Source organism: Cupriavidus sp. 2KB_3 (genome assembly GCF_052115685.1).
Classification (GTDB): domain Bacteria; phylum Pseudomonadota; class Gammaproteobacteria; order Burkholderiales; family Burkholderiaceae; genus Cupriavidus; species Cupriavidus campinensis.
Window position 1 is genome coordinate 142,595 of record NZ_JBFRHD010000004.1, and the last position, 21,089, is coordinate 163,683.

A 21,089-nucleotide genomic window follows, 5' to 3' on the forward strand; every position below is an offset into this window, starting at 1 on the left:
GTTCAACCGGGGCCAGTCGTCCCTCAGTGACTCGGTCCCTCAGCCCTTGCGCGGCTTGACGCGGCTGGCCGCGTCCTTGGCGCGCTCGCGGGCCACGTCCACGTTTTCGGCGTAAGCCAGCGCCACGCCCATGCGGCGGCGCTCGAAGCTCTCCGGCTTGCCGAACAGGCGCAGTTCGGTCTGCGGCACGCGCAGCGCGTCGTCCACGCCGTCGAAGACGATGCCCTGGGCTTCCACGCCGCCGTAGATCACGGCGCTGGCGCCGGGGCTCTTGAGCGCCGTGCTGACCGGCAGGCCGAGGATGGCGCGGGCGTGGAGTTCGAACTCGTTCTGCCATTGGGTGATCATCGTCACCATGCCGGTGTCGTGCGGACGCGGGCTGACCTCGCTGAACCAGACCTGCTCGCCCTTGACGAACAGTTCCACGCCGAACAGCCCCTGGCCGCCCAGGTCGGCCGTCACCGCGCGGGCGATGTGCTGCGCCGTGGCGAGGGCCTGCGGGTGCATCGGGTGGGGCTGCCAGCTTTCCACGTAGTCGCCGCTGACCTGCACATGGCCGATCGGCTCGCAGAAATGCGTCTCTACCTGGCCATCGGCGCCCAGGGCGCGCACTGTCAGCAGGGTGATTTCGTAGTCGAAGTCGATAAAGCCTTCCACGATCACACGGCCGTGGCTCACCCGGCCGCCGGCCATGGCGTAGTCCCAGGCGGCCTTGACGCCCTCGGGGCCGTCGATCTTGCTCTGGCCCTTGCCGGAGCTGCTCATCACCGGTTTCACCACGCACGGGTAGCCGATGCCGCCGTCGATGGCGGCCTGGAGTTCCTCGAGCGAATCACAGAACTTGTACGGGCTGGTCGGCAGGGCTAGCGTCTCGGCGGCCAGGCGGCGGATGCCCTCGCGGTCCATGGTCAGCCGTGCGGCACGGGCGGTGGGAATCACGCGGACCACGCCGGCGGCTTCCAGCGCCTCCAGCATCGGGGTGGCGATGGCCTCGATCTCGGGCACCACCAGGTCCGGGCGCTCGGCCTCGATCAGGGCCTTCAGTTGCTCGCCGTCGCTCATCGTGATGGTGCGGGCATGGTGCGCCACCTGTTGGCCCGGCGCGTTCTCGTAGCGGTCCACGGCGATGGTTTCCACGCCCAGCCGTTGCAGCGCGATCAGCACTTCCTTGCCGAGCTCGCCGGAGCCGAGCAGCATCACTTTGGTGGCGGAGAGGGAGAGGGGCGTTCCGAGGGTGGTCATGGCGGGGCGGAGGTCTGGGGTGAACGGGTAAAGACCGCGATTGTATACGCGGCAGGATCGGCGCTCCAAGCTGCCCAAAGCAAAACGCCCTGCCAGGGCAGGGCGTTTCATAGGTGGCGCATCCGACTCACTAGCGCCTCAGCGCAGCTTAGTACGCGATCTTCGCGGTCAGGCTGATGGCGCGCGGGTCCGCCGGCTGGACGTAGCCAGCGTACTGGAAGCCCCAGTAGCGCTTGTTGGCCAGGTTGGTCAGCGCGGCGCGCAGCGTCAGCTCCTTGCCGGCCACGCGGGTGTTGTACGAGGCCCCCAGGTTGAACACCGTGTAGCCGCCCGCCGTCAGGTCGCCCTCGGGGCGGACCTTGGTGGTACCGGTGTACTTGCCGTCGAGGCCAACCTTCAGGCCCGGCACGAACGGCACGCGGTAGCTGATCCGGCCCGTCAGGATCCAGTTCGGGGCACCGGCCACGCGGTTGCCGATGTTCAGCTGGCCCTGGTCGTAGAAGCTGTCCAGGTACATCGCGCTGCCGCCCACTTCCCACTGGGAGCCGATCCGCGTGCTGCCGGCCAGCTCCACACCCTGGTAGATCGACTTGCCGTCCTGGACGAAGACCGGCAGCGTGCCGCCGTCGTTGCGGCCGAATTCCGTACGTTGCTCGATGCGGAACAGCGCTGCCGTGCCGGTCCAGAGGCCCTGGTCCGTCTTGGCGCCCACTTCGTACTGGCGGCTCTTGGCCGGCGTCAGCGCGGCACCTGCGTTGGAATAGAACGACGAGACGATGCCGCCGCCGTCGAACGACTCCACGTAGCTGGCGTACAGCGTGGTGCTCGGCATCGGCTTGAACATGATCGCCGCGGTGGGCGTGATCAGGCCGTTCTTGGTGAAGTTGGTGTTGCCGCCCGTGGTGCCCGGCAGGCCGTAGCCGTTCTGCTCGTAGTTGGTGACGCGCAGGCCGCCCAGCACCGACCATTTCTCGGTCAGGTGCATGGTGTCGCTGACGAACGCCGCCTTCTGCTCGGTGTCGCCGGCGCGGTACTTGTTGAAGCCGGTCTGGCTGTAGTACACGCCGGTGTACGGGGCGTAGATGTTTCCGTTGGCCAGTGGGGTGTAGACCGAGTTGGTGCTGTAGCGGTCGATCTGCTTCTGCCAGCTCAGGCCGGCCACCAGTTCATGGCGGAACGGGCCCGTGCGGAACTTGCCTTCGACCATCGACGTCCAGTTGCTGAACTGCTGGCTTTCGGCGCCGTCGTAGCGGAAATCGGTGTAGTCGCCTGCCGCATTCGTTAGATTGAGCGTGGTTTCGTTACGGCTGCGCGACTGCTTGCTGAAGCTGTAGGTTGTGCTGACGGTCCAGTCGTCGTTGAGCCGGTAGCGCAGGCCGGTCTGGTACACCTGCAGGTTCGAGTAGAAATGCGCGTCGGGGCCGGCGTACAGGCCGCCGCGGCCGCTGACCACGCCCGGCAACTGGCCGCCGGCAGGCAGGGAGCCGGTGTAGAACGTCGGCGTGGCGCCCCAGGTGTTGCGGTCCTGGTAGATGCCGTCGAAGGTCCAGGTCAGGTCACGCGTGATCCGCGCGTCCAGGCCCAGCGAGACCGAATTGCGGTTGATGCCCACGGCATTGCTGGGCTTGCCTTCCTCGTGCGTGAGGTTCAGGCGATAGCCGAACATGTTGTCCGGGCCGGCGCGCCCGCCCACGTCGACGTGCTCGGTCCACACGTGCGACGAGCGGTAGCCCAGTTCCACACTGGCCGTGAACTGGTCGGTCGGGCGCTTGGTGACGTAGTTGACCGTGCCGCCCGGGTTGCCGAAGCCGTACATGAAGCCGGAGGCGCCCTTGAGCAGTTCCACCTGTTCGAGCTGTTCGTAGGGCAGCGTCAGGCCGTAGCTGATGAACGGCATGCCGTTGATCTTGTACGCGTTACGCCAGTCGAGCTGCAGGCCGCGCACGGTGGTGTACGACGCCCACGCGTTGTTCGCATTGCTGTTGTCCGAGACCGAGGCGTCGTTGAAGAACACATCGCCGATCTTGGTCACCTGGCGGTCGGCCAGGTCTTCGCCGGTCACGATGGTCGTGGAGAACGGGGTGTCGAGTTGCGAGCGGTTGCCCAGCGCGCCGCCGGAGGCCTTCTTCTTCAGTTGCGGCCCAATTTCGATTTCCTGCGCCGCGCTCACGGTCACGGCCGGCAGCGCCTGTTCGGCCGGGGCGGCTGCCGCCGGCTCCGCGGTCTGGGCGAAGGCGACGCCACACAGCGGGAACCCGGTCAGGACAGCCATCCGGGCGAAAGCGGCCAGAGGGCGCACGCGCGACGGCGCGTGTTGCCGGCGCGCGGCATTGGGCAAGCAGGAAGTCATTGTTATGTTGGCTCGAAGGTGAGAATACTAACGTGAATACGAACGATTCGCGTTACTCGGAAAAGTCGAATGATCCTAGGCGGGCGTTGCGCCGTCAAGGAAAAGCCCGCGCGACGGCGGGCTTCTGTGGTGTTTTTGCGATGGTTTGGCCGCCGCGTCAGCGCAGCCCCAGGCGCATCTCAAGCTGGTTGGCCAGGGCCACCAGGCGCGGACCGACAACCTTTTCGACCGCATGGAAGGCCCCCGCCCGCGCCAGCACCCCACAGTTGAGCACGAACCAGCGGGAATCCACGCGCGCGCAGAGCGGCACCGCAAAGCCGAATACATCCGATCGCCATTCGTCCCGGCTGGTGCAGTAGCCATGGCGCGCCAGGTCCTTGCGCGCCTGGGCCAGCGCCGGCGCGGCGCGGTGGAACGCCTCGGGGTCTTCCAGCCGCAGGCGGTTCAGCACGGGCGCGCAGGCCTCGGCCGGCGCCTGGCACAGCCACGCCTTGCCGATGGCGGTGGCCAGCATCGGCATCGCGGCGCCCACATCGGGGGTGACCGCGAGGTCGTGGGTGGCAAGCGCGGTCTCCACGTAGATCATCTGGGTCCGGTCCCGCACGCCCAGCGACACCGCGCCGCCCACCTCGTCGGCCATCGCCTGCATCAGCGGGCGGGCAAGCTGGCGGATGGGCATGCCACACAGCAGCGGGTAGGCCGGCGCCAGCACCGCCGCGCCCAGGCGGTACTTGCCCAGCGCCACGTCATGGCGCAGATAGCCCAGCACGGCGAGCGTGTGGGTCAGCCGGGCGACGGTGGACTTCGACAAGCCCGTGCGCAGCACGAAATCCCGGTTGCCGAGCAGGGATTCGCCGGGGCGGTAGGCCAGCAGGATGTCGATGCCGCGCGCCAGCGTGGTAGCGAACTGGCGGTCGCGCTCGGGCGGGGCGGGGGGCCGGGGCGGACGGGGTGCCATCAGCCGGCTCCCGCCAGCAGCAATTCCACCTCGTGCACCATCTCCATCAGGCCCGGTCCCATGCGCTGCTCGAGCATGTCGGGGGTCAGGCGACTGGCCAGCACACCGCAGTTGAAGATCAGGATTTCCCCGTCGATCAGCGTGCGCATGGGCACGGCCACGGCGTGCACGTCGCGCTGCCAGGCGCCCGGCGTGCGCGTGAAGCCGAGCCTCGCCAGATGTTCGATGGCCTCCGGCACGGCCTGGGCATGGTCGCGCCATTCGTCCGTCGCGTGCGCGCGCAGCCCGGCGACGACTGGCGCGCGCACCGCTTCGGGCGCCTGGGCGAGCCAGGCGCGCCCCATCGCAGTGGTCAGCATCGGCAATGACGCCCCGATCTCCGGGCGGAACGCGATGGCGTCGTGGCCGCGGATGGTCTCCACGTAGACCATATGCAGGCGGTCGCGCATGCCTAGGGAGACCGTGCCGCCCATGCGGTCGCTGAGGCGTTTCATCAGCGGACGGGCCAGCTGGCGCACGCCCAGCGTGGCCAGCAGCGGATAGCCGAGCGAGAGCGCCGTGGAGCCTAGCCGGTAGCGGCGCAAATGGCTGTCGTAGAGCAGCAGGCCCCGGGCGGCCAGCGTGTAAGTCAGCCGGCTGATGGTGGCCTTCGACAAGCCGGTCCGGTCCGCCAGTTCCTTGTTGCTCAGCACCGTCTCGCCCGCGCAAAAGCACTGGAGCAGCCCCAGGCCATGGGCCAGCGTGGTGGCAAACGCGGGATCGGGATGATGGGGGCGAGAGGTCATGGGGTTAACCCTTGGTATGGTGTTGCCGCCGGGTCGTTCCATAAGGGTAGACGATGTTCAAGATAGCGAAACATCGATAGTGCAGACGATGCACCCACCGTACGCTCGACGCGATGCACTGCCTTTGGCGGTGCCGACTGGAGCGAAAAACCGAATGATCCGAGACCCGGAAGTCTTCGATCCCTTCCTGCACGCGTTGCAACGCTTCGTGCGTGAACGCCTGGTGCCGCGCGAGGCCGAGGTGGCGGAGCGCGACGAAGTGCCCGGTGACATCGTGGACGCCATGGCCGCGCAAGGCATGTTCGGCTATTCGATTCCAGAGGAATACGGCGGCGCCGGCATGACCACCGAGGAGCTGGTGCAGGCGGCGATGGTGCTGTCGCAGTGCTCGGTGGCGTTCCGGGCCCGCGTGGGCACCAACACGGGCATCGGCTCGGAGGCACTGGTGGCCGACGGCACGCCCGCCCAGAAGCGCCGCTACCTGCCGTTGCTGGCCAGTGGCGAGGTGACCGGCGCCTTCGCGCTGACCGAGCCGGAAGCCGGCTCGGACGCCACTGCGCTGCAAACCTCGGCCCGGCGCGACGGCGACCACTACGTGCTCAACGGCACCAAGTGCTTCATCACCAATGCGCCCATCGCCGGCCTGTTCACGGTGATGGCCCGCACCGATCCGGACACCCCCGGCGCGGCTGGCATCTCGGCCTTCATTATCCCGCGTGACACGCCGGGCCTCACCACCGGCGCACCGTACCGCAAGATGGGGCAGGCCGGCTCGCCGGTTTCCGAGGTCTATTTCCACGATTGCCGCGTGCCGGCGGACAGCCTGATCGGTGGCGAGCCAGGGCAGGGCTTTCGTACGGCAATGAAGGTGCTGAACAAGCAGCGCGTCCACCTGGCGGCACTGTGCACCGGGCCGGCCATCCGCATGCTCGACGACTCTGTGCGCTTCGTCACCGGCCGCAGGCAGTTCGGCCAGCCGCTGGCGGACTTCCAGCTCGTGCAGGGCCTGATTGCCGATTGCCAGACCGACATCCACGCCGCCCGCGCGCTAATCCTGGAGACCGCGCGCCAGCGCGACGCGGGCGCGGACGTGACCATGGAGGCGTCGATCTGCAAGTACTTCGCCTCCGAGATGTGCGGCCGTGTGGCGGACCGTTGCGTGCAGATGTTCGGCGGCTACGGCTATATCGCCGACTACGGCATCGAGCGCTTCTACCGGGATGTGCGGCTGTTCCGGCTGTACGAGGGTACCAGCCAGATCCACCAGCTGAATATCGCCCGGCGCACCATCGCGCAGGCGACGCCGCCGCGCTGAACGTGTAATGTCACATCCGGATAAAACCACCGGAGATGACAAAAATGTTCAAAGCATCTGTAGTCGTCGCAAGTCTTGCATGGGGGATGTTGGGCGTGGTGGGGGTGGCGCAAGGGCAGGGGCAGGGCGCGTACCCCAATAGGGTGATCCGGATCGTGGTGCCGTTCGCGCCGGGCGGCACGGCAGATATCGTCGCGCGCCTGCTGGCCGATCCGCTGCGCGAGGAACTGGGCCAGACCGTGGTGGTCGAGAACAAGCCCGGGGCGGGCGGCAATGTCGGCGGCGAAATCGTTGCCCGTGCCGCGCCGGACGGCTACACGCTGCTACTGGCCAGCGCGGGGCCGACGGTAATCAACCCGAGCCTGTATCCGAAGATGACCTTCGACCCCGCGCGCGACCTCGCGCCGGTGACGATGATCTCGCGCGACCACAACCTGATGGCGGTGAATGCCGCGCTGCCGGTGACCACGGTGAGCGAGTTCATCGCCTACGCCCGCACGCACAACGGGCAGGTCACCTTCGGCTCGCCCGGCAACGGCACGCCGGCCCAGCTGGCGGGCGAGCTGCTGAACCAGACGGCGGGCCTGCGCATGCAGCACGTGCCATACAAGGGCAGCGGTCCGGCCGTGGCGGACCTGGTGGCGGGGCACATCACGCTGTTGATCGACAACATGCCGCCGCTGTGGCCGCACGTGCAGTCCGGCAAGCTGCGCGCGCTGGCGGTGGCCAGCGACAAGCGCGTGCCGATTGCGCCGGACGTGCCCACGGCGGAGGAAGCCGGGCTGAAGGGATTCACGGTCACGGCCTGGAAGGGCCTGATGGCGCCGGCCGGCACGCCGCGCCCGATCATCGACCGGCTCAACCAGGCCACGCTGAAGATCCTGGCCCGGCCGGAGATGCGCAAGCGGTTGATCGACCAGGGCGCCGAGCCGGTCGGCAACACGCCCGAGCAGTTCGCCCAGCAGATCCGCGCGGATACCGCGTGGTGGGCGGCGCTGGTGAAGTCCACCGGCACGTCGCTGGATTGATTGGCAATGATTGGCAATGGATAGATAGGAAAGGCTATGTCCCGATTTCTGGCTTACCGGCTTCACGCGCCCACGGCAGGGGCCAGCGCGCCCGCCGCCCGCTTTGTCGAACTGGACGTTGACGATTTGTCCCCCGGCGAGGTGCTGGTGCGCGTGGCGTGGTCGAGCCTGAACTACAAGGACGCGTTGGCCGCCGCCGGCATCAACGCCATCGTGCGCCAGTACCCGCGCATCGGCGGCATCGACCTGACCGGCACCGTGGCGGCGTCGTCCGACGCGCGCTTCCGTGAGGGCGACCCGGTGGTGGTGCACGGCTTCGGCATCGGCGTGGACCATGACGGCGGCCACGCTCAGTACGCGCGCGTGAAGGCGGACTGGGCGATGCCGCTGCCGGCGGGGCTCTCGCTGCGCGAGGCCGCCACGCTCGGCGCGGCCGGCTACACGGCCGGGCTGTGCCTGCACTGGATGGAGCACAACGGGCTGGCGCCGGCGCGCGGCAAGGTGGTGGTAAGCGGGGCAACGGGCGGCGTGGGCAGCATCGCCATCGACATGCTGGCCGGGCGCGGCTACGCCGTGACGGCGCTGACCGGCAAGGCCGCCGAACTCGACTACCTGCGCACGCTGGGTGCGGCGGAGATCCTGCCGGCCGAGGTGGCAAAGGCGACGGGCAAGCCGCTGGACCCGGCGCAGTGGGCCGGCGCCGTCGATGCCGTGGGCGGGGAGGTGCTGGCGTGGATGCTGCGCACGCTCCAGCCAGACGGCGTGGCCACGGCCTTCGGCAACGCGGCGGGCGCGCAGTTCGACGCCACCGTGCTGCCATTCATCCTGCGCGGCGTGAAGTTGATCGGCATCAATGCCAATAGCCCGATGGCGCTGCGCAGCGAGGTCTGGGCGAAGATCGCCGACAGCTACCGGCCGCGCCACCTCGATCTGGTGGCCAACGAGATCGCGTTCCAGGACATCCCCGAAGCCATGGCCCGCATGCTGGCGCGGCAGTCGCGCGGGCGCTATCTGGTGCGGATGGGCGACTGACGCCGCCGTCTCACTGCAACGGCCCCAGCACGTTCTCGATCGCGTTCATCAGTTCCTGCAGCCGTAGCGGCTTGCCGCACACCGCGTCGAAGCCTGACTCGATGGCCGCGCGGCGGTCCTGCTGGCGCGTGAAGGCGGTCAGGGCGATGGCCGGCGTGCGCGCCTGCGAGGCCACCGCCTCGCGGATGCGCACTTCGCGGATCAGGTCGTTGCCGTCGCGGCCGGGCAGGCCGATGTCGCTGATGATGAGGTCCGGCGCGGCGGCCTCGATCTCGTCCAGCGCGGTATCGCAGTCGCGCGCGGTGCGCACCTGCGCGCCGTCGTTCGTCAGGATGGCCGACAGCGCTGCCGCGGCGTCGTCGTCGTCCTCCACCAGCAGCACGTCCAGCGCGTTCAGCGGCACGGCCGGCTGGATGGCGGTCACCTCGGCGCGCTCGGCGCCAGGTTCCGGCGAGCCCGGCTCCACCAGCGGAATCGAGACCTCGAAGGTCGCCCCCGTGCCCACTCCGCCGCTGGCGGCATGCACCGTGCCGCCGTGCATCTCGGCCAGATGCTTGACGATGGCCAGCCCCAGCCCCAGGCCGCCGTGCTGGCGCCGGTTGGCGTCGTCGCTCTGGGTGAAGCGGTCGAACAGCAGCGGCAGGAAGTCCGGGGCGATGCCGCGCCCCTGGTCGACCACGCGCACGCGCAGTGTGTCGGCATCGGATCTGGCCTCCACGCGCACCGCGCCGCCCTCGGGCGAGAACTTGATGGCGTTGGAGAGCAGGTTCCACAGGATCTGCTGGAAGCGCGCCGGGTCCAGCCAGGCGCGGGGAACCAGCGTGGCCGGCAGGTCCACATCCAGCGCCACGCGCCGCTCAGCGGCCTGCGCCTGCATGCTGTCCAGCGCGCCGTCAATCACATCGGCCGGGTTGGTGAGTTCGCGTTCGAGCTTCATCTTGCCGACGTTCAGCATCGACACATCGACCAGATCCGCCACCAGCCGGCGCTGGATGGCGATATTGCGCTCCACCGCCGCCAGCCCGCGCCGCCCCTCCTCGGAGGTCACGTGGCGGCTCAGCACATGGGTCCAGACCGAGATCACGTTCAGCGGGTTGCGCAGTTCGTGCGAGAGGATGGCGATGAAGTCGTCCTTCATCCGGTTCAGTCGCTCCACGGCGGCGCGCGCGGCCTGCTCGCGCTCGATCAACTGCTCGCGCTGGCGTTCCAGCAGCACGCGGTCGGTGATGTTGGACACCACGGCCACCTTTACGCCGTTCTCCAGCACGGCTGAAATGCTCCATTCCAGGTACATGGTCTCGCCCTGCGCGTCGCGCAGCGGAAACGCACCCTGCCAGCCGTCCTGCAGATGCTGGCCGGTGGCCTCGGCCACGCGCGCCACCCAGTCGGGCGGGGCGAAGGCGGCCACGGGCTGGCCGATCAGCGCCTCGGCGGGGCGCTGCAACAGGCCCAGCATGGCCGGGTTCAGGTCGACGAAACGCCCGTCCAGGTCCAGCGTGCAGATGCCGCCGATGGCCTGGTGGTAGATCGCGCGGAAGCGTGCCTCGCTCTCGCGCAGCGAGCGCTCGGCGGCGCTGGCGCGCAGCAGCGAGGAGATCGTGGCCACCAGCACGGCCGGCTCGGCCGGGTGGATCAGGTAGGCGCTGGCGCCGGCGTCCAGCCCGCGCACCTTGTCGTAGTCGGCCACGTAGGTGGCGGAGAGGTGCACCACCGGCACGGTGGCGGTCTCGGCGCGCTCGCGCAGGCGGCGGCAGACCTGGAAGCCATCGATGTCCGGCAAATTCACGTCGAGCACCACGGCGGAGACGCTGGTGTCGGCGCGTTGCAGCGCCTCCTGGCCGCTCTCGGCCTCGATGGTGCGGAAGCGGGCCGCGCTCAGCACGCGTACCGTGGCATAGCGCGTGACTGGGTTGTCGTCCACCACCAGCACCAGCGGCGGGGTGTCGCTCCTGCCGGTGGCCGGTGCATTGTGGTCAGCCATGATGGTCTCCGGCAGGCGCGCCCGGGGGCACGGGCAGCGTCACCGGCACGGTCACGTAGAAGCGCGAGCCCACGCCGACTTCGCTCTCGAAGCCGACATGCCCGCCAAGCAGCTCCGCCAGCCGCTTGCTCAGCGCCAGCCCGAGGCCCGAGCCCCGGTAGCGCCGTTGCAGCGGGGAGTCGATCTGCACGAAGTCCTGGAATACCTCGCCGTGGGACTCCGCCGGGATGCCGATGCCGGTATCGCGCACGGAGAACGTGATGGTGTCGTCGCCATCGCACACGGCCGAGACGCGGATCTCGCCGCTGGGCGTGAACTTCAGCGCGTTGGAGATGTAGTTGCGCAGGATCTGCGAGAGCTTGCGGTCGTCGCTGAACAGCTTGGGCACGTCGTGCGGCGCCTCGAAGATCAGCGACACCTCGGGGTTGGTCAGCACGGGCTTGAACATGCCGCGCAGGGCGTCGAACAGGGCCACCATGTCGAACCAGGCCGGCGACACATCCACGCGCCCCGCCTCCAGCCGCGCCAGGTCGAGCAGGTCGTTGACCATCTCGGCGAACTCGGCGGCGGTGTCGCGCACGAACATCACCTGCTTTTCCTGCTCGGGAGTGAGTGGGCCGTCCACGCGGTCGATCAGCAGCCGGGTAATGCTCTGGATGGCGACGATCGGCGTGCGGAACTCGTGGCTCATATAGGCCAGGAAGCGGCTCTTCAGCTCGGTGGCCTGGCGCAGCTGGTCGGCCTGGATGTCCAGCTCCGAATACAGCGCCAGCACGCCGCGATTGGTCTCCTCAAGCTCGGCGCGCAGCGCCTCCACTTCCTGGGTGCGCGCCGCCAGCGCGGCCTGGAGTTCGGCCGGATCGGTGTCGGGGGAGGACGTCGGGTGGGTCGGGTGGGTCGGGGGAGTCGAGTGGGTCATATCGCGGCCAGTCTCACGGTGTCTTGCGGGCCCGGGGGCATCACCGCTGCGCGCGGCGAACCACCACGACGGTGGCATCGTCGCGGCCCCGGCAGAATTTCCAGAACACGAACGCGGCCACCAGCGAGGGATCGCGCTGCAGCACGGCCGGATCGTCCAGCCGCCAGCGCGACTGGATGCCATCCGAATGCACGATCAGCAGCGCGTGCGGCGGCCACTCCACCTCCTGCTCCTGCACGGCGCGCATCTGCAGGCCGGCCGTGCCATTCTGGACCAGCAGCGTACGGTCGTCGATGCCGGACATCACGCGCGCCATGACGTTGCCGGCACCGGCATAGCGGATGCGCTGGGCGCCGGCGTCCGCGCGCGCGGCGGTCACGGCGGCGCCGCGCGTGGTGCGCAGCGCGCCATGCGCCAGTTCGAGGTAGCGGCCCGGATGGCTGCCCCGGGCCTGGGCGAACACGGCCAGTGCCACCGCGGCGGCCTCGGCGGCGTCGGGGCCGTGCCCCAGGCCGTCCGCCACCACCACGTCGGCGCGGTTGTCGTGCATGGCCACATTCCAGCCGTCGCCGCTGACCGTCTCGCCCGGCGCGGCCACGCATACGGCGCCCACATCGAAGCCGGCGCCGGCGCGGCGCGGCGCGCCGTTGGCATCGTGCTCGCGGTAGAAGCGGGCCAGGATCAGCGTGCCCTGGCCGGGGCGTGTGTAGACGTCGAAGTCATCGGCCAGCCGGCTGACCGCGCCCAGGCCCTGGCCGGCGCTGCCGCCGGTGGAATAGCCGTCGCGCAGGCAGGCCTGGAGGTCGGCCATGCCGGGGCCGTCATCGATCGAAATCAGCTCGATGGCGATGGCGTCCCCCAGCTGGCACGCGCCCACCAGCAGCCGGCCGCCCCGGGCGTGGCCGACGAGGTTGTTGCCCAGCTCGTTGACGGCCACGGCCAGCCGGCCGGACTGGATGGCGTCGAAGCCGTGCCGCCCGGCCAGTTCGGCGGCGGCGCGGCGGGCCTCGCCCACGCGGCTGCGGTCGCCCATCGGCACGGCGATGTGCGGGCCCAGGTTGTTACTTCCACCGAGTGATGCTGACACAGGTTCCCTCGCCAACTTTGGTATTGATGGCGAACTCGTTCACCAGCCGCTTGCTGCCCGACAGGCCCATGCCCAGCCCGCTGCCCGTGGTCCAGCCGTCGGTCAACGCCTGTTCCACGTCCGGAATGCCGGGGCCCTTGTCCTCGAAATGCAGCCGCAGGCCCTTGCGGATGCCCTCGGCCAGCATCTCCCAGCGCATCTCGCCGCCGCCGCCGTACACCACGGTGTTGCGGGCGAGCTCGCTGGCTGCCGTAATCATCTTAGTCTGCTCCACCAGCGAGAACTTCAGTTGGGTCGTCAGCGTGCGCACCATGGCGCGCGCGTGGACGATATCGCGCTCGTCCTTCAGCGGGGCGCTGCCCGTATCGGCCAGCGCGGTGGCCACGGCAGGGATGGCCATGTCAGGCTCCCCGCGCGGCGGCGTCCAGCATGTGCATGCCGCGCTCTACGCTCAGGGCCGTCTTCACGCCGCCCAGCGAAAGCCCCAGCTCCACCAGCGTGATGGCCACGGCCGGGCGGATACCCACCACCACCGTGGTCGCGCCCAGGATGCGGCTGATGTCCGAAATGCTCACCAGCATGCGGCCGATGAACGAGTCCACCATCTCCAGCGCCGAGACGTCGATCAGCACGCCGTGCGCGCCGGTCTGGTCGATGGAGGAAGCAATGTCTTCCTGCAACATCAATGCGGTCTGGTCCTGCATGTCGATCTGGATCGTGACCAGCAGGTTCTTGCCCATCCGCAGGATTGGAATCCGTTCCATGGCGCCTCCGGGTTCAGACGGCGCGGGTGACGGTGTGGCCGGTCATGCGCATGGCCGTGGCCAGCGCGTCCGCCAGCGTGGACTTGGTGATGATGCCCTGCAGGTCGATGCCAAGATGGACGATGGTCTGCGCAATCTGCGGCCGGATGCCGCTGATGATGCTTTCCGCGCCCATCAGGCGGATGGCCGTGACGGTCTTCATCAGGTGCTGCGCCACGAGGGTGTCCACGGTGGGCACGCCGGTGATGTCGATGATGGCCAGCTCGGCGCCGGTATTCACCAGGCGCTCCAGCAGCGTTTCCATGACGATCTGCGCGCGGCTGCTGTCCAGCGTGCCGATCACCGGCACCGCCAGCACGCCGTCCCACAGCTTGATCACGGGCGTGGACAGTTCCAGCAGCTCGTGCTGCTGGCGCACGATGATTTCCTCGCGCGTCTTCTGGTAGGTGGAGACCGTCCACTGCGCCATGCGGTCCACGATGGAGGAGGCCGCCCAGACCACCGCGATCTGGCCGTCCACGTCGCCGCGATGGCGCTGCAGGCCGTCGAACAGCGGGCGCTTGAGCGCCAGCACGAAGCCGCTGGTCATGTCGGCGGTTTCGCCCTGTGCCGCGCGCGCGGAGGACAGGCGCGCCAGCGTGTCTCGCAGGGCGTTCCAGGCGCTGCTGTCGAAGCTGCCGGTATCGGCATCCGCGGTCAGCCCGGTATCGAGCGCCTTGAGAATCGCCCGCTGCTCAGTCTCAAGGTTCTGGCTCAGGCCGCGGCCACCCGTGTAGGTGTGATATTCGGCGGTCCAGCCGCGCAAGATGGTGTCCTGGTCCTCGCGCAGGAGGTCCGCTAGTCGCTGATTTTCTGGGCGCATGAAGGTGTGGAAGATGGGAGGGATCGGGCTATGGACGCCCCGAGGCTGACCGCGCCCCAAGGCAGGACGTTGAGTCGATTCTAGGAGAGATTCATAGCCCACACTATCGGCGCCCGGCTGATTGACGTTGCATGGGAAATCGGCATCCCGCCTGTTAGGTGACTTATAGGTAACTTTGTGAGAAAACGCCGACAGCCGAACGGGACACCTCTCGCTGGCCGCCGGCACACCGGGCGGACTACGCTGGAGTGAGGGTGGTCAGGCTGGGAGGAAATTTCCGTGGATTGGCTCGATGCGCTGCAATGGCCCGCGATGGCGGTAACGGTGGCCGCCACCTGGCTGGTCGGCAGCCGCGCGGCGGGCCGGCGCAAGGTAGGCTTCTGGGTTTTCCTGATAAGCAACGCGATGTGGGTGGGCTGGGGCTTCCATACCGGCGCCTGGGCGCTGGTGGTGCTCCAGTTCGCGCTGGCCGCGCTGAACGTGCGCGGCATGGCGGAGGCCCGCAAGGCGCGGCGCGCGGGGCCGTCCGCTACCTGAACGCCACCGGAACGCTGCCTGCCGTATCTATATATAGAGAAGGATGCCGATGGCCGACCTGATCGTCGCGCGGCCGGAAGGGCTGTACTGCCCGCCCGGCGACTTCTACATCGATCCATGGCGCCCCGTGGCGCGCGCCGTCATCACCCACGCCCATTCGGACCACGCGCGCTTTGGCCATGGCAGCTACCTCTGCGCCGCCGCAGGGCGCGGCGTGCTGCTGGCACGGCTGCCGGGCATCGCGCTGGAGACGCTGCCCTACGGCAAAGCCATCACGCATCACGGGGTGCGGCTGAGCCTGCATCCGGCCGGGCACGTGCTGGGCTCCGCCCAGGTGCGGCTGGAGCATGGCGGGCAGGTCTGGGTGGCATCCGGCGACTACAAGGTTGAGGCGGACGGCACCTGCGACCCGTTCGAGCCCGTGCGCTGCGACACCTTCATCACCGAAAGCACTTTCGGACTGCCGATCTACCGCTGGCCGACGCAGGCGGCGCTGATGGCCGAGATCTTCGGCTGGTGGCAGGCCAACGCGGCGGCGGGGCGGGCGAGCGTGCTGTACTGCTACGCCTTCGGCAAGGCGCAGCGCATCCTGCACGGGCTGATGCGCCATGCGGGCGCGGACGCGGCCCTGCCGGGGCCCGTCGTCGTGCATGGGGCGATGACCGCGTTGAATAGCGCCTATGCCGAGGCCGGCGTGGCGCTGCCGCCCACCCTGACCACGGCGGACCTTCCGGCGCGCAACCCGGCACGCAGCCCGGCGCTGCGCCAGGCGCTGGTGGTGGCACCGCCATCCGCGCAGCGCTCCACGTGGCTGCGCCGCTTTGGCGAGTCCGCCGATGCCTTCGCCAGCGGCTGGATGCAGCTGCGCGGCACGCGGCGCCGGCGTGGCGTCGATCGCGGCTTCGCGCTGTCCGATCATGCGGACTGGCCCGGGCTGCTGTCGGCGATCACCGCCACCGGCGCGCCGCGCATCATCGTCACGCATGGCAACGTGCCGGTGATGGTGCGCTACCTGTGCGAGCAGGGCTGGCAGGCGCAGGCGTTCCAGACCGAGTATGGGGACGATGCCGGGGATGATGACGAGCCGGCGCAGGAGCAGGTGGAAACCACCCCGGAGTCAAGCGCGGAGCAAGGCGTATGAAAGCCTTCGCGGACCTCTACGCGGCGCTGGACGGCACCACCTCCAGCAACGCCAAGCTGGCAGCGCTGGTCGACTACCTGCGTGCCGCGCCGCCCGAGGACGCCGCCTGGGCGGTCTACTTCCTGTCCGGCGGCAAACCGCGCCAGCTGGTGCCGGTGGCGATGCTGCGCGAGCTGGCCCAGCAGGCCGCCGCGCTGCCCGAATGGCTGTTCGAGGAAAGCTATCAGGCCGTGGGCGATCTGGCGGAGACCATCGCGCTGTTGCTCCCGACCACGCCGCACGTGGACACGGCCGGGCTGGCCGAATGGGTGGAGCAGCGCCTGCTGCCGCTGCGCGGCCTGCCGCCCGAGGTGCTGCGCGAGCGGCTGGACGCGCTCTGGCGGCCCCTCGACGCGCGCGGGCGGCTGGTGCTGTTCAAGCTGATCACGGGCGCGTTCCGCGTGGGCGTGTCGCGGCTGCTGGTCACGCGGGCGCTGGGCGAGGTGGCCGGGCTCGACGCCAAGCGCGTGGCCGAGCGCATGGTCGGCTACACCGACATCTCGCGCCGCCCCGATGCTACGCACTACCTCGCCTTGATCGCCCCGATCGCCCCGGACCATGCCCGGACGGAAGCAGGCGAGGGCGCCAGCATCCAGCGCGGCGGCCAGCCCTATCCCTTCTTCCTCGCCCATCCGCTGCAGGCCCCGGTGGAGGACTTCGACACCGTGCTCGGCGTCCCGGCGCGCTGGCAGGTGGAATGGAAGTGGGATGGCATCCGCGCCCAGCTGGTGCGCCGGGCCGGCGCCACGTGGCTGTGGTCGCGCGGCGAGGAGCTGATTACCGAGCGCTTTCCCGAGCTGGCCGAGGCCGCCGCCACGCTGCCGGACGGCACCGTGCTCGACGGCGAGATCGTGATCTGGCAGGACCGGCGCGTGCAGCCGTTCGCCTTGCTCCAGCAGCGCATCGGCCGCAAGACGCTCGGCGCCAAGCTGCTGCGCGACGCACCGGCCATCCTGATGGGCTACGACCTGCTCGAATGGCAGGGCGAGGACTGGCGCGCCCGCCCGCAGGCCGAGCGCCGCGCGCGGCTGGAGCAGGTGATCGCCGCGCACGTCCACCCAGCACTGGAGCTGAGTCCGCTGGTCGATGCCGACAACTGGGCACGCTACGCCACGCTGCGCGAGACCTCGCGCGAACTGGGCGTGGAGGGTTTCATGCTCAAGGCTGCCGACGCCGCATACGGCGCAGGGCGGACCAAGGACGTGGGCGTCTGGTGGAAGTGGAAGATCGACCCCTACACCGTCGATGCGGTGCTGATCTACGCCCAGCGCGGCCACGGCCGGCGCGCCAGCCTCTATACCGATTTCACCTTCGCGGTCTGGAACGGCCCGCCGGGCACGCCGGATCGCGCGCTGGTGCCGTTCGCCAAGGCGTACTCGGGGCTGACCGATGCCGAGATGCGCGCGGTGGATGCCATCGTGCGCAAGACCACCGTGGAGTCGTTTGGCCCGGTGCGCAGCGTCACGCCGACGCAGGTCTTCGAACTCGGCTTCGAGGGCATCTCCCGTAGCGGGCGGCACAAGAGCGGCATCGCGGTGCGGTTTCCGCGCATGCTGCGCTGGCGCACGGACAAGCCGATCGAGGAAGCCGACACGCTGGCCACGCTGGAGGCGATGCTGCCGGGCGCCGCGCGCCCAGTGCCGGCCGAGGATGCGGCATGAATGACGCCTTCGTCCCTATTGTGCGCGCCCCGCCGGTGAGCGAAACGCTGCCGGCGCTGTTCGCGGCCCGTCACTGGCAGCCGTTCGATTTCCAGCGCGAAGTCTGGGAGGCCATCGGGCACGGCCAGAGCGGGCTGCTCCACGCCACCACCGGCACCGGCAAGACCTACGCCGCGTGGCTCGGCGCGCTGCTCGCATTCGCCGAGCCCCCGGCTCGTGCCGGCGCCACGCCCCCGCCGCTCACCGTGCTGTGGCTCACGCCGATGCGCGCGCTGGCTGCGGACACCGCCCGCGCCTTGCAGGCCCCGCTGGCCGAACTCGGCCTGGACTGGACCGTGGGCCTGCGCACCGGCGACACCGGCAGCAGCGAACGCGCCGCGCAGGCGCGCCGCCTGCCCACGGCGCTGGTGACCACCCCCGAGAGCCTCTCCCTGCTGCTGACCCGCGCCGACGCCCGCGAGGCGCTGGGCCGCGTGCGGCTGGTGGTGGTCGATGAATGGCACGAACTGATCGGCTCCAAGCGCGGCGTGCAGGTGCAGCTGGCGCTGGCACGGCTGCGGCAATGGCAGCCCGGGCTGATGGTCTGGGGGCTGTCGGCCACGCTCGGCAACCTCGACCATGCCAGCGATGTGCTCCTGGCCGGCCTGCCCGACGATCGCCGCGTGCGGGTGCACGGCCATACGCCGAAGACGCTGGTCATCGACACGCTGCTGCCCGATGCCGCCGGGCGCTTTCCGTGGGCGGGGCACCTCGGGCTGTCGATGCTGCCGCACGTGGTGCGCGAACTGGAGCGCACCAGCACCGCGCTGGTGTTCCTGAACACGCGCTCGCAGGCCGAACTCTGGTATCAGGCCCTGCTCGATGCGCGCCCCGAGTGGGCCGGCCAGATCGCGCTGCACCACGGCTCGCTGGACCGCGCCGTGCGGGACTGGGTGGAGGTGCATCTGAAGAACGGCGCGCTGCGCGCCGTGGTGTGCACGTCGAGCCTGGACCTGGGCGTGGACTTCCTGCCCGTGGAGCGCGTGCTCCAGATCGGCTCGCCCAAGGGCGTGGCGCGGCTGTTGCAGCGCGCCGGGCGGTCTGGCCATGCGCCGGGGCGGGCGTCGCGCGTGACCGTGGTGCCCACGCACAGCCTGGAACTGGTGGAAGCCGTGGCGGCGCGCAACGCGGTGCGCGCGGGCCGCATCGAGGCGCGTGAGTCCCCGGACAAGCCGCTCGATGTGCTGGTCCAGCATCTGGTGACGGTGGCGCTAGGCGGCGGCTTCCGGGCCGACGACCTGCTGGCCGAGGTGCACACCACCTGGGCCTACCGGGCCCTGAGCGACGAGGAATGGCAATGGAGCCTCGATTTCGTGCGGCAGGGCGGGCGCACGCTGTCCGCCTACCCTGACTATCACCGCGCGATGCCCGACGACGCCGGCATCTGGCGCGTGTCCGATGCGCGGCTGGCGCGCCGGCACCGCATGAGCGTGGGCACCATCGTCAGCGACGCCACGATGCAGGTGCGATTCTGGACCCGCGCGGGCAGTGGCGGGGCCTCGCTGGGCACGGTGGAGGAGGGCTTTATCGCGCGGCTGGCGCCTGGCGACTGCTTCCTGTTCGGCGGACGGCTGCTGGAGCTGGTGCGTGTGCAGGAGATGACCGCCTACGTGCGCCGCGCCGCCGGCAAGCGGCCCTCCGTGCCGCGCTGGAACGGCGGCAAGATGCCGCTTTCCACCGAACTGGCCGAAGCCGTGGTCGATACGCTCGAAGCCGCCCAGCTTGGCAACCTCGACCCGGCCAGCACGCCCGAACTGCCGCTGATCCAGCCGCTGGTGGACCTACAGGCGCGCTGGTCGGCGCTGCCCACGCGCGGCACGCTGCTGGCCGAGACCCTCCATTCGCGCGAAGGCTGGCATCTGTTCCTCTATCCGTTCGCGGGCCGCTCGGTGCATCTGGGGCTGGGCAGCCTGCTGGCGTGGCGGCTGGGGCAGCAGGTGCCGGCGACCTTCTCGGTGGCCGTGAATGACTACGGGCTCGAACTGCTGGCCTCGGCGCCGCTCGACTGGGCTCACTGGCTGCCACGGGTACTGGCCGAGGAACGCCAGCGCGACCTGGCCGCCGACGTGCTCGGCAGCCTGAACGCGGGGGAACTGTCGCTGCGGCGCTTCCGCGAGATCGCCCGCGTGGCCGGGCTGATCTTCCAGGGCTACCCCGGCGCCCACAAGAGCGCGCGCCAGTTGCAGGCGTCATCGAGCCTGTTCTACGAGGTCTTCCGCAAGCACGACCCGGCCAACCTGCTGCTTGGGCAGGCCGAGCGCGAGGTGCTGATGCAGGAGCTGGACGCCCACCGGCTGGCCGACACGCTGGCCCGGCTGGCCGCGCTGCGGCTGGACCTGCACGCCCTGAAACGTCCCTCGCCGCTGGCCTTTCCACTGGTGGTGGAGTTCCTGCGTGAAAAGCTGAGTACGGAGAAGCTGGCCGACCGCATCGCCCGCATGCTGGCCGAGCTGGAGGCGGCAGCTGGGCCGGTGGGCGATGTGGCGGCTACGGATACTGATACCGACGCCACGCAGGTAGCCGAGGTAGCGCGCTTCGGCATGGCCGATCACGTCAAGTCAGGCGGACGGACGGGTGGCAGCGGCCGCACGGGTGGCAGCGGCCGCTCAGGCCGCTCAGGCCGCTCACGCAAGCCATCGAAACCCCTCCCGCTGCTATGAGCCAGCCAGACGCCGCCACGCTGCATGCCTTCGGCGCCCACGCCGTGGAGGTGGCCGGCGAGACGCTGTGGCTGCTCCCCGAGCACGCCATCTGGTGGCCCGGCGCGGCGATGCTGCTGGTGGCGGACGTCCATATCGGCAAGGCCGCTGCGTTCCGGGCGCTGGGGCAGCCGGTGCCGCCCGGGACCACGGCGGAGAACCTGGCGCGGCTGCACGCGCTGGCCATGCGCTATCCGGCGCGGGAGCTGGTGTTTCTGGGCGATTTCCTGCACGCCCGCGCCGCGCGCACGGCGGCGGTCATCGTCGCGCTGCATGACTGGCGCCGGGCGCTGCCGGCCCGGGTGCGCTGCACGCTGGTGCGCGGCAACCACGACACCCACGCCGGCGACCCGCCGCCGGAACTCGGCATGACCATCGTCACGGAACCGCTGCGGGCCGGCCCGTTCGCGCTGTGCCATATGCCGGGCGCTTCCCCGGACGGCTATGTGCTGGCCGGCCACCTCCATCCGGCCGTGGTGCTGCGCGGCAGCGGCGCCGATGCGCTGCGGCTGCCGTGCTTCGTGCTGGGGGAGGCCGGCGCCATCCTGCCGGCCTTCGGCGCCTTCACGGGCCACGCCACGGTGCGGCGCGCGCCGGGGAACCGCATCTATGTGGTGGGCGATGGGCGGGTCTGGCCAGTGCCGGCGTAG

General features: G+C 69.8%; 18 protein-coding genes. 8 read left to right on the forward strand and 10 right to left on the reverse strand.

The features are described 5' to 3' along the window. Positions 1-39: 39 nt before the first annotated feature. The 4 genes from purT to AB4120_RS05370 all read right to left on the reverse strand — a co-directional run bounded on the left by purT (position 40) and on the right by AB4120_RS05370 (position 5,335). Positions 40-1,242 (reverse strand): formate-dependent phosphoribosylglycinamide formyltransferase, encoded by a 1,203-nt coding sequence (gene purT / locus AB4120_RS05355; RefSeq protein ID WP_149136055.1) that lies wholly within the window; start codon positions 1,240-1,242, stop codon positions 40-42. A 148-nt stretch (positions 1,243-1,390) separates the two neighbouring features. Further along, positions 1,391-3,514, reverse strand: coding sequence for a TonB-dependent siderophore receptor (locus tag AB4120_RS05360; RefSeq protein WP_441641944.1), 2,124 nt, complete (start codon positions 3,512-3,514; stop codon positions 1,391-1,393). Positions 3,515-3,749: 235 nt separating this feature from the next. Beyond that, positions 3,750-4,550 carry an IclR family transcriptional regulator gene (locus AB4120_RS05365; protein WP_441641945.1) on the reverse strand — a complete coding sequence of 267 codons (801 nt, stop codon included), beginning with the start codon at positions 4,548-4,550 and terminating at the stop codon, positions 3,750-3,752. After that, on the reverse strand, positions 4,550-5,335 hold the full coding sequence (locus AB4120_RS05370) for an IclR family transcriptional regulator (protein WP_441641946.1): 786 nt from the start codon (positions 5,333-5,335) through the stop codon (positions 4,550-4,552). The genes AB4120_RS05365 and AB4120_RS05370 overlap by 1 nt, the downstream gene beginning before the upstream one ends. Positions 5,336-5,489: 154 nt before the next feature. On the opposite strand from AB4120_RS05370, the gene AB4120_RS05375 reads away from it, so the two are divergent. The 3 genes from AB4120_RS05375 (at position 5,490) to AB4120_RS05385 (ending at position 8,710) form a co-directional block, all read left to right on the forward strand. Continuing rightward, entirely contained in the window at positions 5,490-6,650 is a 1,161-nt protein-coding gene (locus AB4120_RS05375; RefSeq protein WP_149136051.1) for an acyl-CoA dehydrogenase family protein, read from the forward strand. An 86-nt stretch (positions 6,651-6,736) separates the two neighbouring features. Continuing rightward, on the forward strand, positions 6,737-7,678 hold the full coding sequence (locus AB4120_RS05380; protein ID WP_262389651.1) for a Bug family tripartite tricarboxylate transporter substrate binding protein: 942 nt from the start codon (positions 6,737-6,739) through the stop codon (positions 7,676-7,678). A 36-nt stretch (positions 7,679-7,714) separates the two neighbouring features. Then, positions 7,715-8,710 (forward strand): oxidoreductase, encoded by a 996-nt coding sequence (locus AB4120_RS05385; RefSeq protein WP_149136049.1) that lies wholly within the window; start codon positions 7,715-7,717, stop codon positions 8,708-8,710. Between the two features lie 10 nt (positions 8,711-8,720). Here AB4120_RS05385 and AB4120_RS05390 read toward each other — a convergent pair whose 3' ends face one another. From AB4120_RS05390 to AB4120_RS05415, 6 genes are read right to left on the reverse strand one after another with little or no spacing between them, the layout of a single operon-like run. Continuing rightward, positions 8,721-10,691, reverse strand: a complete 1,971-nt coding sequence (locus AB4120_RS05390; protein ID WP_149136048.1) for a hybrid sensor histidine kinase/response regulator — start codon at positions 10,689-10,691, stop codon at positions 8,721-8,723. Further along, on the reverse strand, positions 10,684-11,610 hold the full coding sequence (locus tag AB4120_RS05395; protein WP_441641947.1) for a sensor histidine kinase: 927 nt from the start codon (positions 11,608-11,610) through the stop codon (positions 10,684-10,686). Before AB4120_RS05395 ends, AB4120_RS05390 begins: the two co-directional genes overlap by 8 nt. Positions 11,611-11,650: 40 nt before the next feature. After that, complete coding sequence (locus tag AB4120_RS05400) at positions 11,651-12,697, reverse strand: ATP-binding protein (RefSeq protein WP_246118892.1); 1,047 nt, start codon at positions 12,695-12,697, stop codon at positions 11,651-11,653. Continuing rightward, positions 12,672-13,097 carry an anti-sigma regulatory factor gene (locus AB4120_RS05405; RefSeq protein ID WP_187645152.1) on the reverse strand — a complete coding sequence of 142 codons (426 nt, stop codon included), beginning with the start codon at positions 13,095-13,097 and terminating at the stop codon, positions 12,672-12,674. Before AB4120_RS05405 ends, AB4120_RS05400 begins: the two co-directional genes overlap by 26 nt. A gap of 1 nt (position 13,098) precedes the next feature. Then, positions 13,099-13,461, reverse strand: coding sequence for an STAS domain-containing protein (locus AB4120_RS05410; protein ID WP_149136046.1), 363 nt, complete (start codon positions 13,459-13,461; stop codon positions 13,099-13,101). A 13-nt stretch (positions 13,462-13,474) separates the two neighbouring features. Continuing rightward, positions 13,475-14,323 carry an STAS domain-containing protein gene (locus AB4120_RS05415; protein WP_441641948.1) on the reverse strand — a complete coding sequence of 283 codons (849 nt, stop codon included), beginning with the start codon at positions 14,321-14,323 and terminating at the stop codon, positions 13,475-13,477. A gap of 279 nt (positions 14,324-14,602) precedes the next feature. Between AB4120_RS05415 and AB4120_RS05420 the strand changes: the two genes are divergently transcribed. Genes AB4120_RS05420 through pdeM form a run of 5 tightly spaced genes read left to right on the forward strand, consistent with a single transcriptional unit; the run spans position 14,603 to position 21,089 of the window. Further along, positions 14,603-14,860 (forward strand): hypothetical protein, encoded by a 258-nt coding sequence (locus AB4120_RS05420; RefSeq protein ID WP_144195438.1) that lies wholly within the window; start codon positions 14,603-14,605, stop codon positions 14,858-14,860. Positions 14,861-14,909: 49 nt separating this feature from the next. Further along, on the forward strand, positions 14,910-16,001 hold the full coding sequence (locus AB4120_RS05425) for a ligase-associated DNA damage response exonuclease (RefSeq protein WP_441641949.1): 1,092 nt from the start codon (positions 14,910-14,912) through the stop codon (positions 15,999-16,001). Then, positions 15,998-17,701, forward strand: coding sequence for an ATP-dependent DNA ligase (locus tag AB4120_RS05430; protein ID WP_441641950.1), 1,704 nt, complete (start codon positions 15,998-16,000; stop codon positions 17,699-17,701). The genes AB4120_RS05425 and AB4120_RS05430 overlap by 4 nt, the downstream gene beginning before the upstream one ends. Continuing rightward, positions 17,698-20,400: a ligase-associated DNA damage response DEXH box helicase gene (locus AB4120_RS05435; RefSeq protein WP_441641951.1), complete on the forward strand. Its 2,703-nt coding sequence runs from the start codon at positions 17,698-17,700 to the stop codon at positions 20,398-20,400. The genes AB4120_RS05430 and AB4120_RS05435 overlap by 4 nt, the downstream gene beginning before the upstream one ends. After that, positions 20,397-21,089 (forward strand): ligase-associated DNA damage response endonuclease PdeM, encoded by a 693-nt coding sequence (pdeM, locus tag AB4120_RS05440; RefSeq protein WP_441641952.1) that lies wholly within the window; start codon positions 20,397-20,399, stop codon positions 21,087-21,089. The genes AB4120_RS05435 and pdeM overlap by 4 nt, the downstream gene beginning before the upstream one ends.

Bases quoted from the DNA above. Each gene is read 5' to 3' on its own strand.
- purT (WP_149136055.1), bottom strand. From the start codon at position 1,242: ATGACCACCCTCGGAACGCCCCTCTCCCTCTCCGCCACCAAAGTGATG.
- AB4120_RS05360 (WP_441641944.1), bottom strand. From the start codon at position 3,514: ATGGCTGTCCTGACCGGGTTCCCGCTGTGTGGCGTCGCCTTCGCCCAG.
- AB4120_RS05365 (WP_441641945.1), bottom strand. From the start codon at position 4,550: ATGGCACCCCGTCCGCCCCGGCCCCCCGCCCCGCCCGAGCGCGACCGC.
- AB4120_RS05370 (WP_441641946.1), bottom strand. From the start codon at position 5,335: ATGACCTCTCGCCCCCATCATCCCGATCCCGCGTTTGCCACCACGCTG.
- AB4120_RS05375 (WP_149136051.1), top strand. From the start codon at position 5,490: ATGATCCGAGACCCGGAAGTCTTCGATCCCTTCCTGCACGCGTTGCAA.
- AB4120_RS05380 (WP_262389651.1), top strand. From the start codon at position 6,737: ATGTTGGGCGTGGTGGGGGTGGCGCAAGGGCAGGGGCAGGGCGCGTAC.
- AB4120_RS05385 (WP_149136049.1), top strand. From the start codon at position 7,715: ATGTCCCGATTTCTGGCTTACCGGCTTCACGCGCCCACGGCAGGGGCC.
- AB4120_RS05390 (WP_149136048.1), bottom strand. From the start codon at position 10,691: ATGGCTGACCACAATGCACCGGCCACCGGCAGGAGCGACACCCCGCCG.
- AB4120_RS05395 (WP_441641947.1), bottom strand. From the start codon at position 11,610: ATGACCCACTCGACTCCCCCGACCCACCCGACCCACCCGACGTCCTCC.
- AB4120_RS05405 (WP_187645152.1), bottom strand. From the start codon at position 13,097: ATGGCCATCCCTGCCGTGGCCACCGCGCTGGCCGATACGGGCAGCGCC.
- AB4120_RS05410 (WP_149136046.1), bottom strand. From the start codon at position 13,461: ATGGAACGGATTCCAATCCTGCGGATGGGCAAGAACCTGCTGGTCACG.
- AB4120_RS05415 (WP_441641948.1), bottom strand. From the start codon at position 14,323: ATGCGCCCAGAAAATCAGCGACTAGCGGACCTCCTGCGCGAGGACCAG.
- AB4120_RS05425 (WP_441641949.1), top strand. From the start codon at position 14,910: ATGGCCGACCTGATCGTCGCGCGGCCGGAAGGGCTGTACTGCCCGCCC.
- AB4120_RS05430 (WP_441641950.1), top strand. From the start codon at position 15,998: ATGAAAGCCTTCGCGGACCTCTACGCGGCGCTGGACGGCACCACCTCC.
- AB4120_RS05435 (WP_441641951.1), top strand. From the start codon at position 17,698: ATGAATGACGCCTTCGTCCCTATTGTGCGCGCCCCGCCGGTGAGCGAA.
- pdeM (WP_441641952.1), top strand. From the start codon at position 20,397: ATGAGCCAGCCAGACGCCGCCACGCTGCATGCCTTCGGCGCCCACGCC.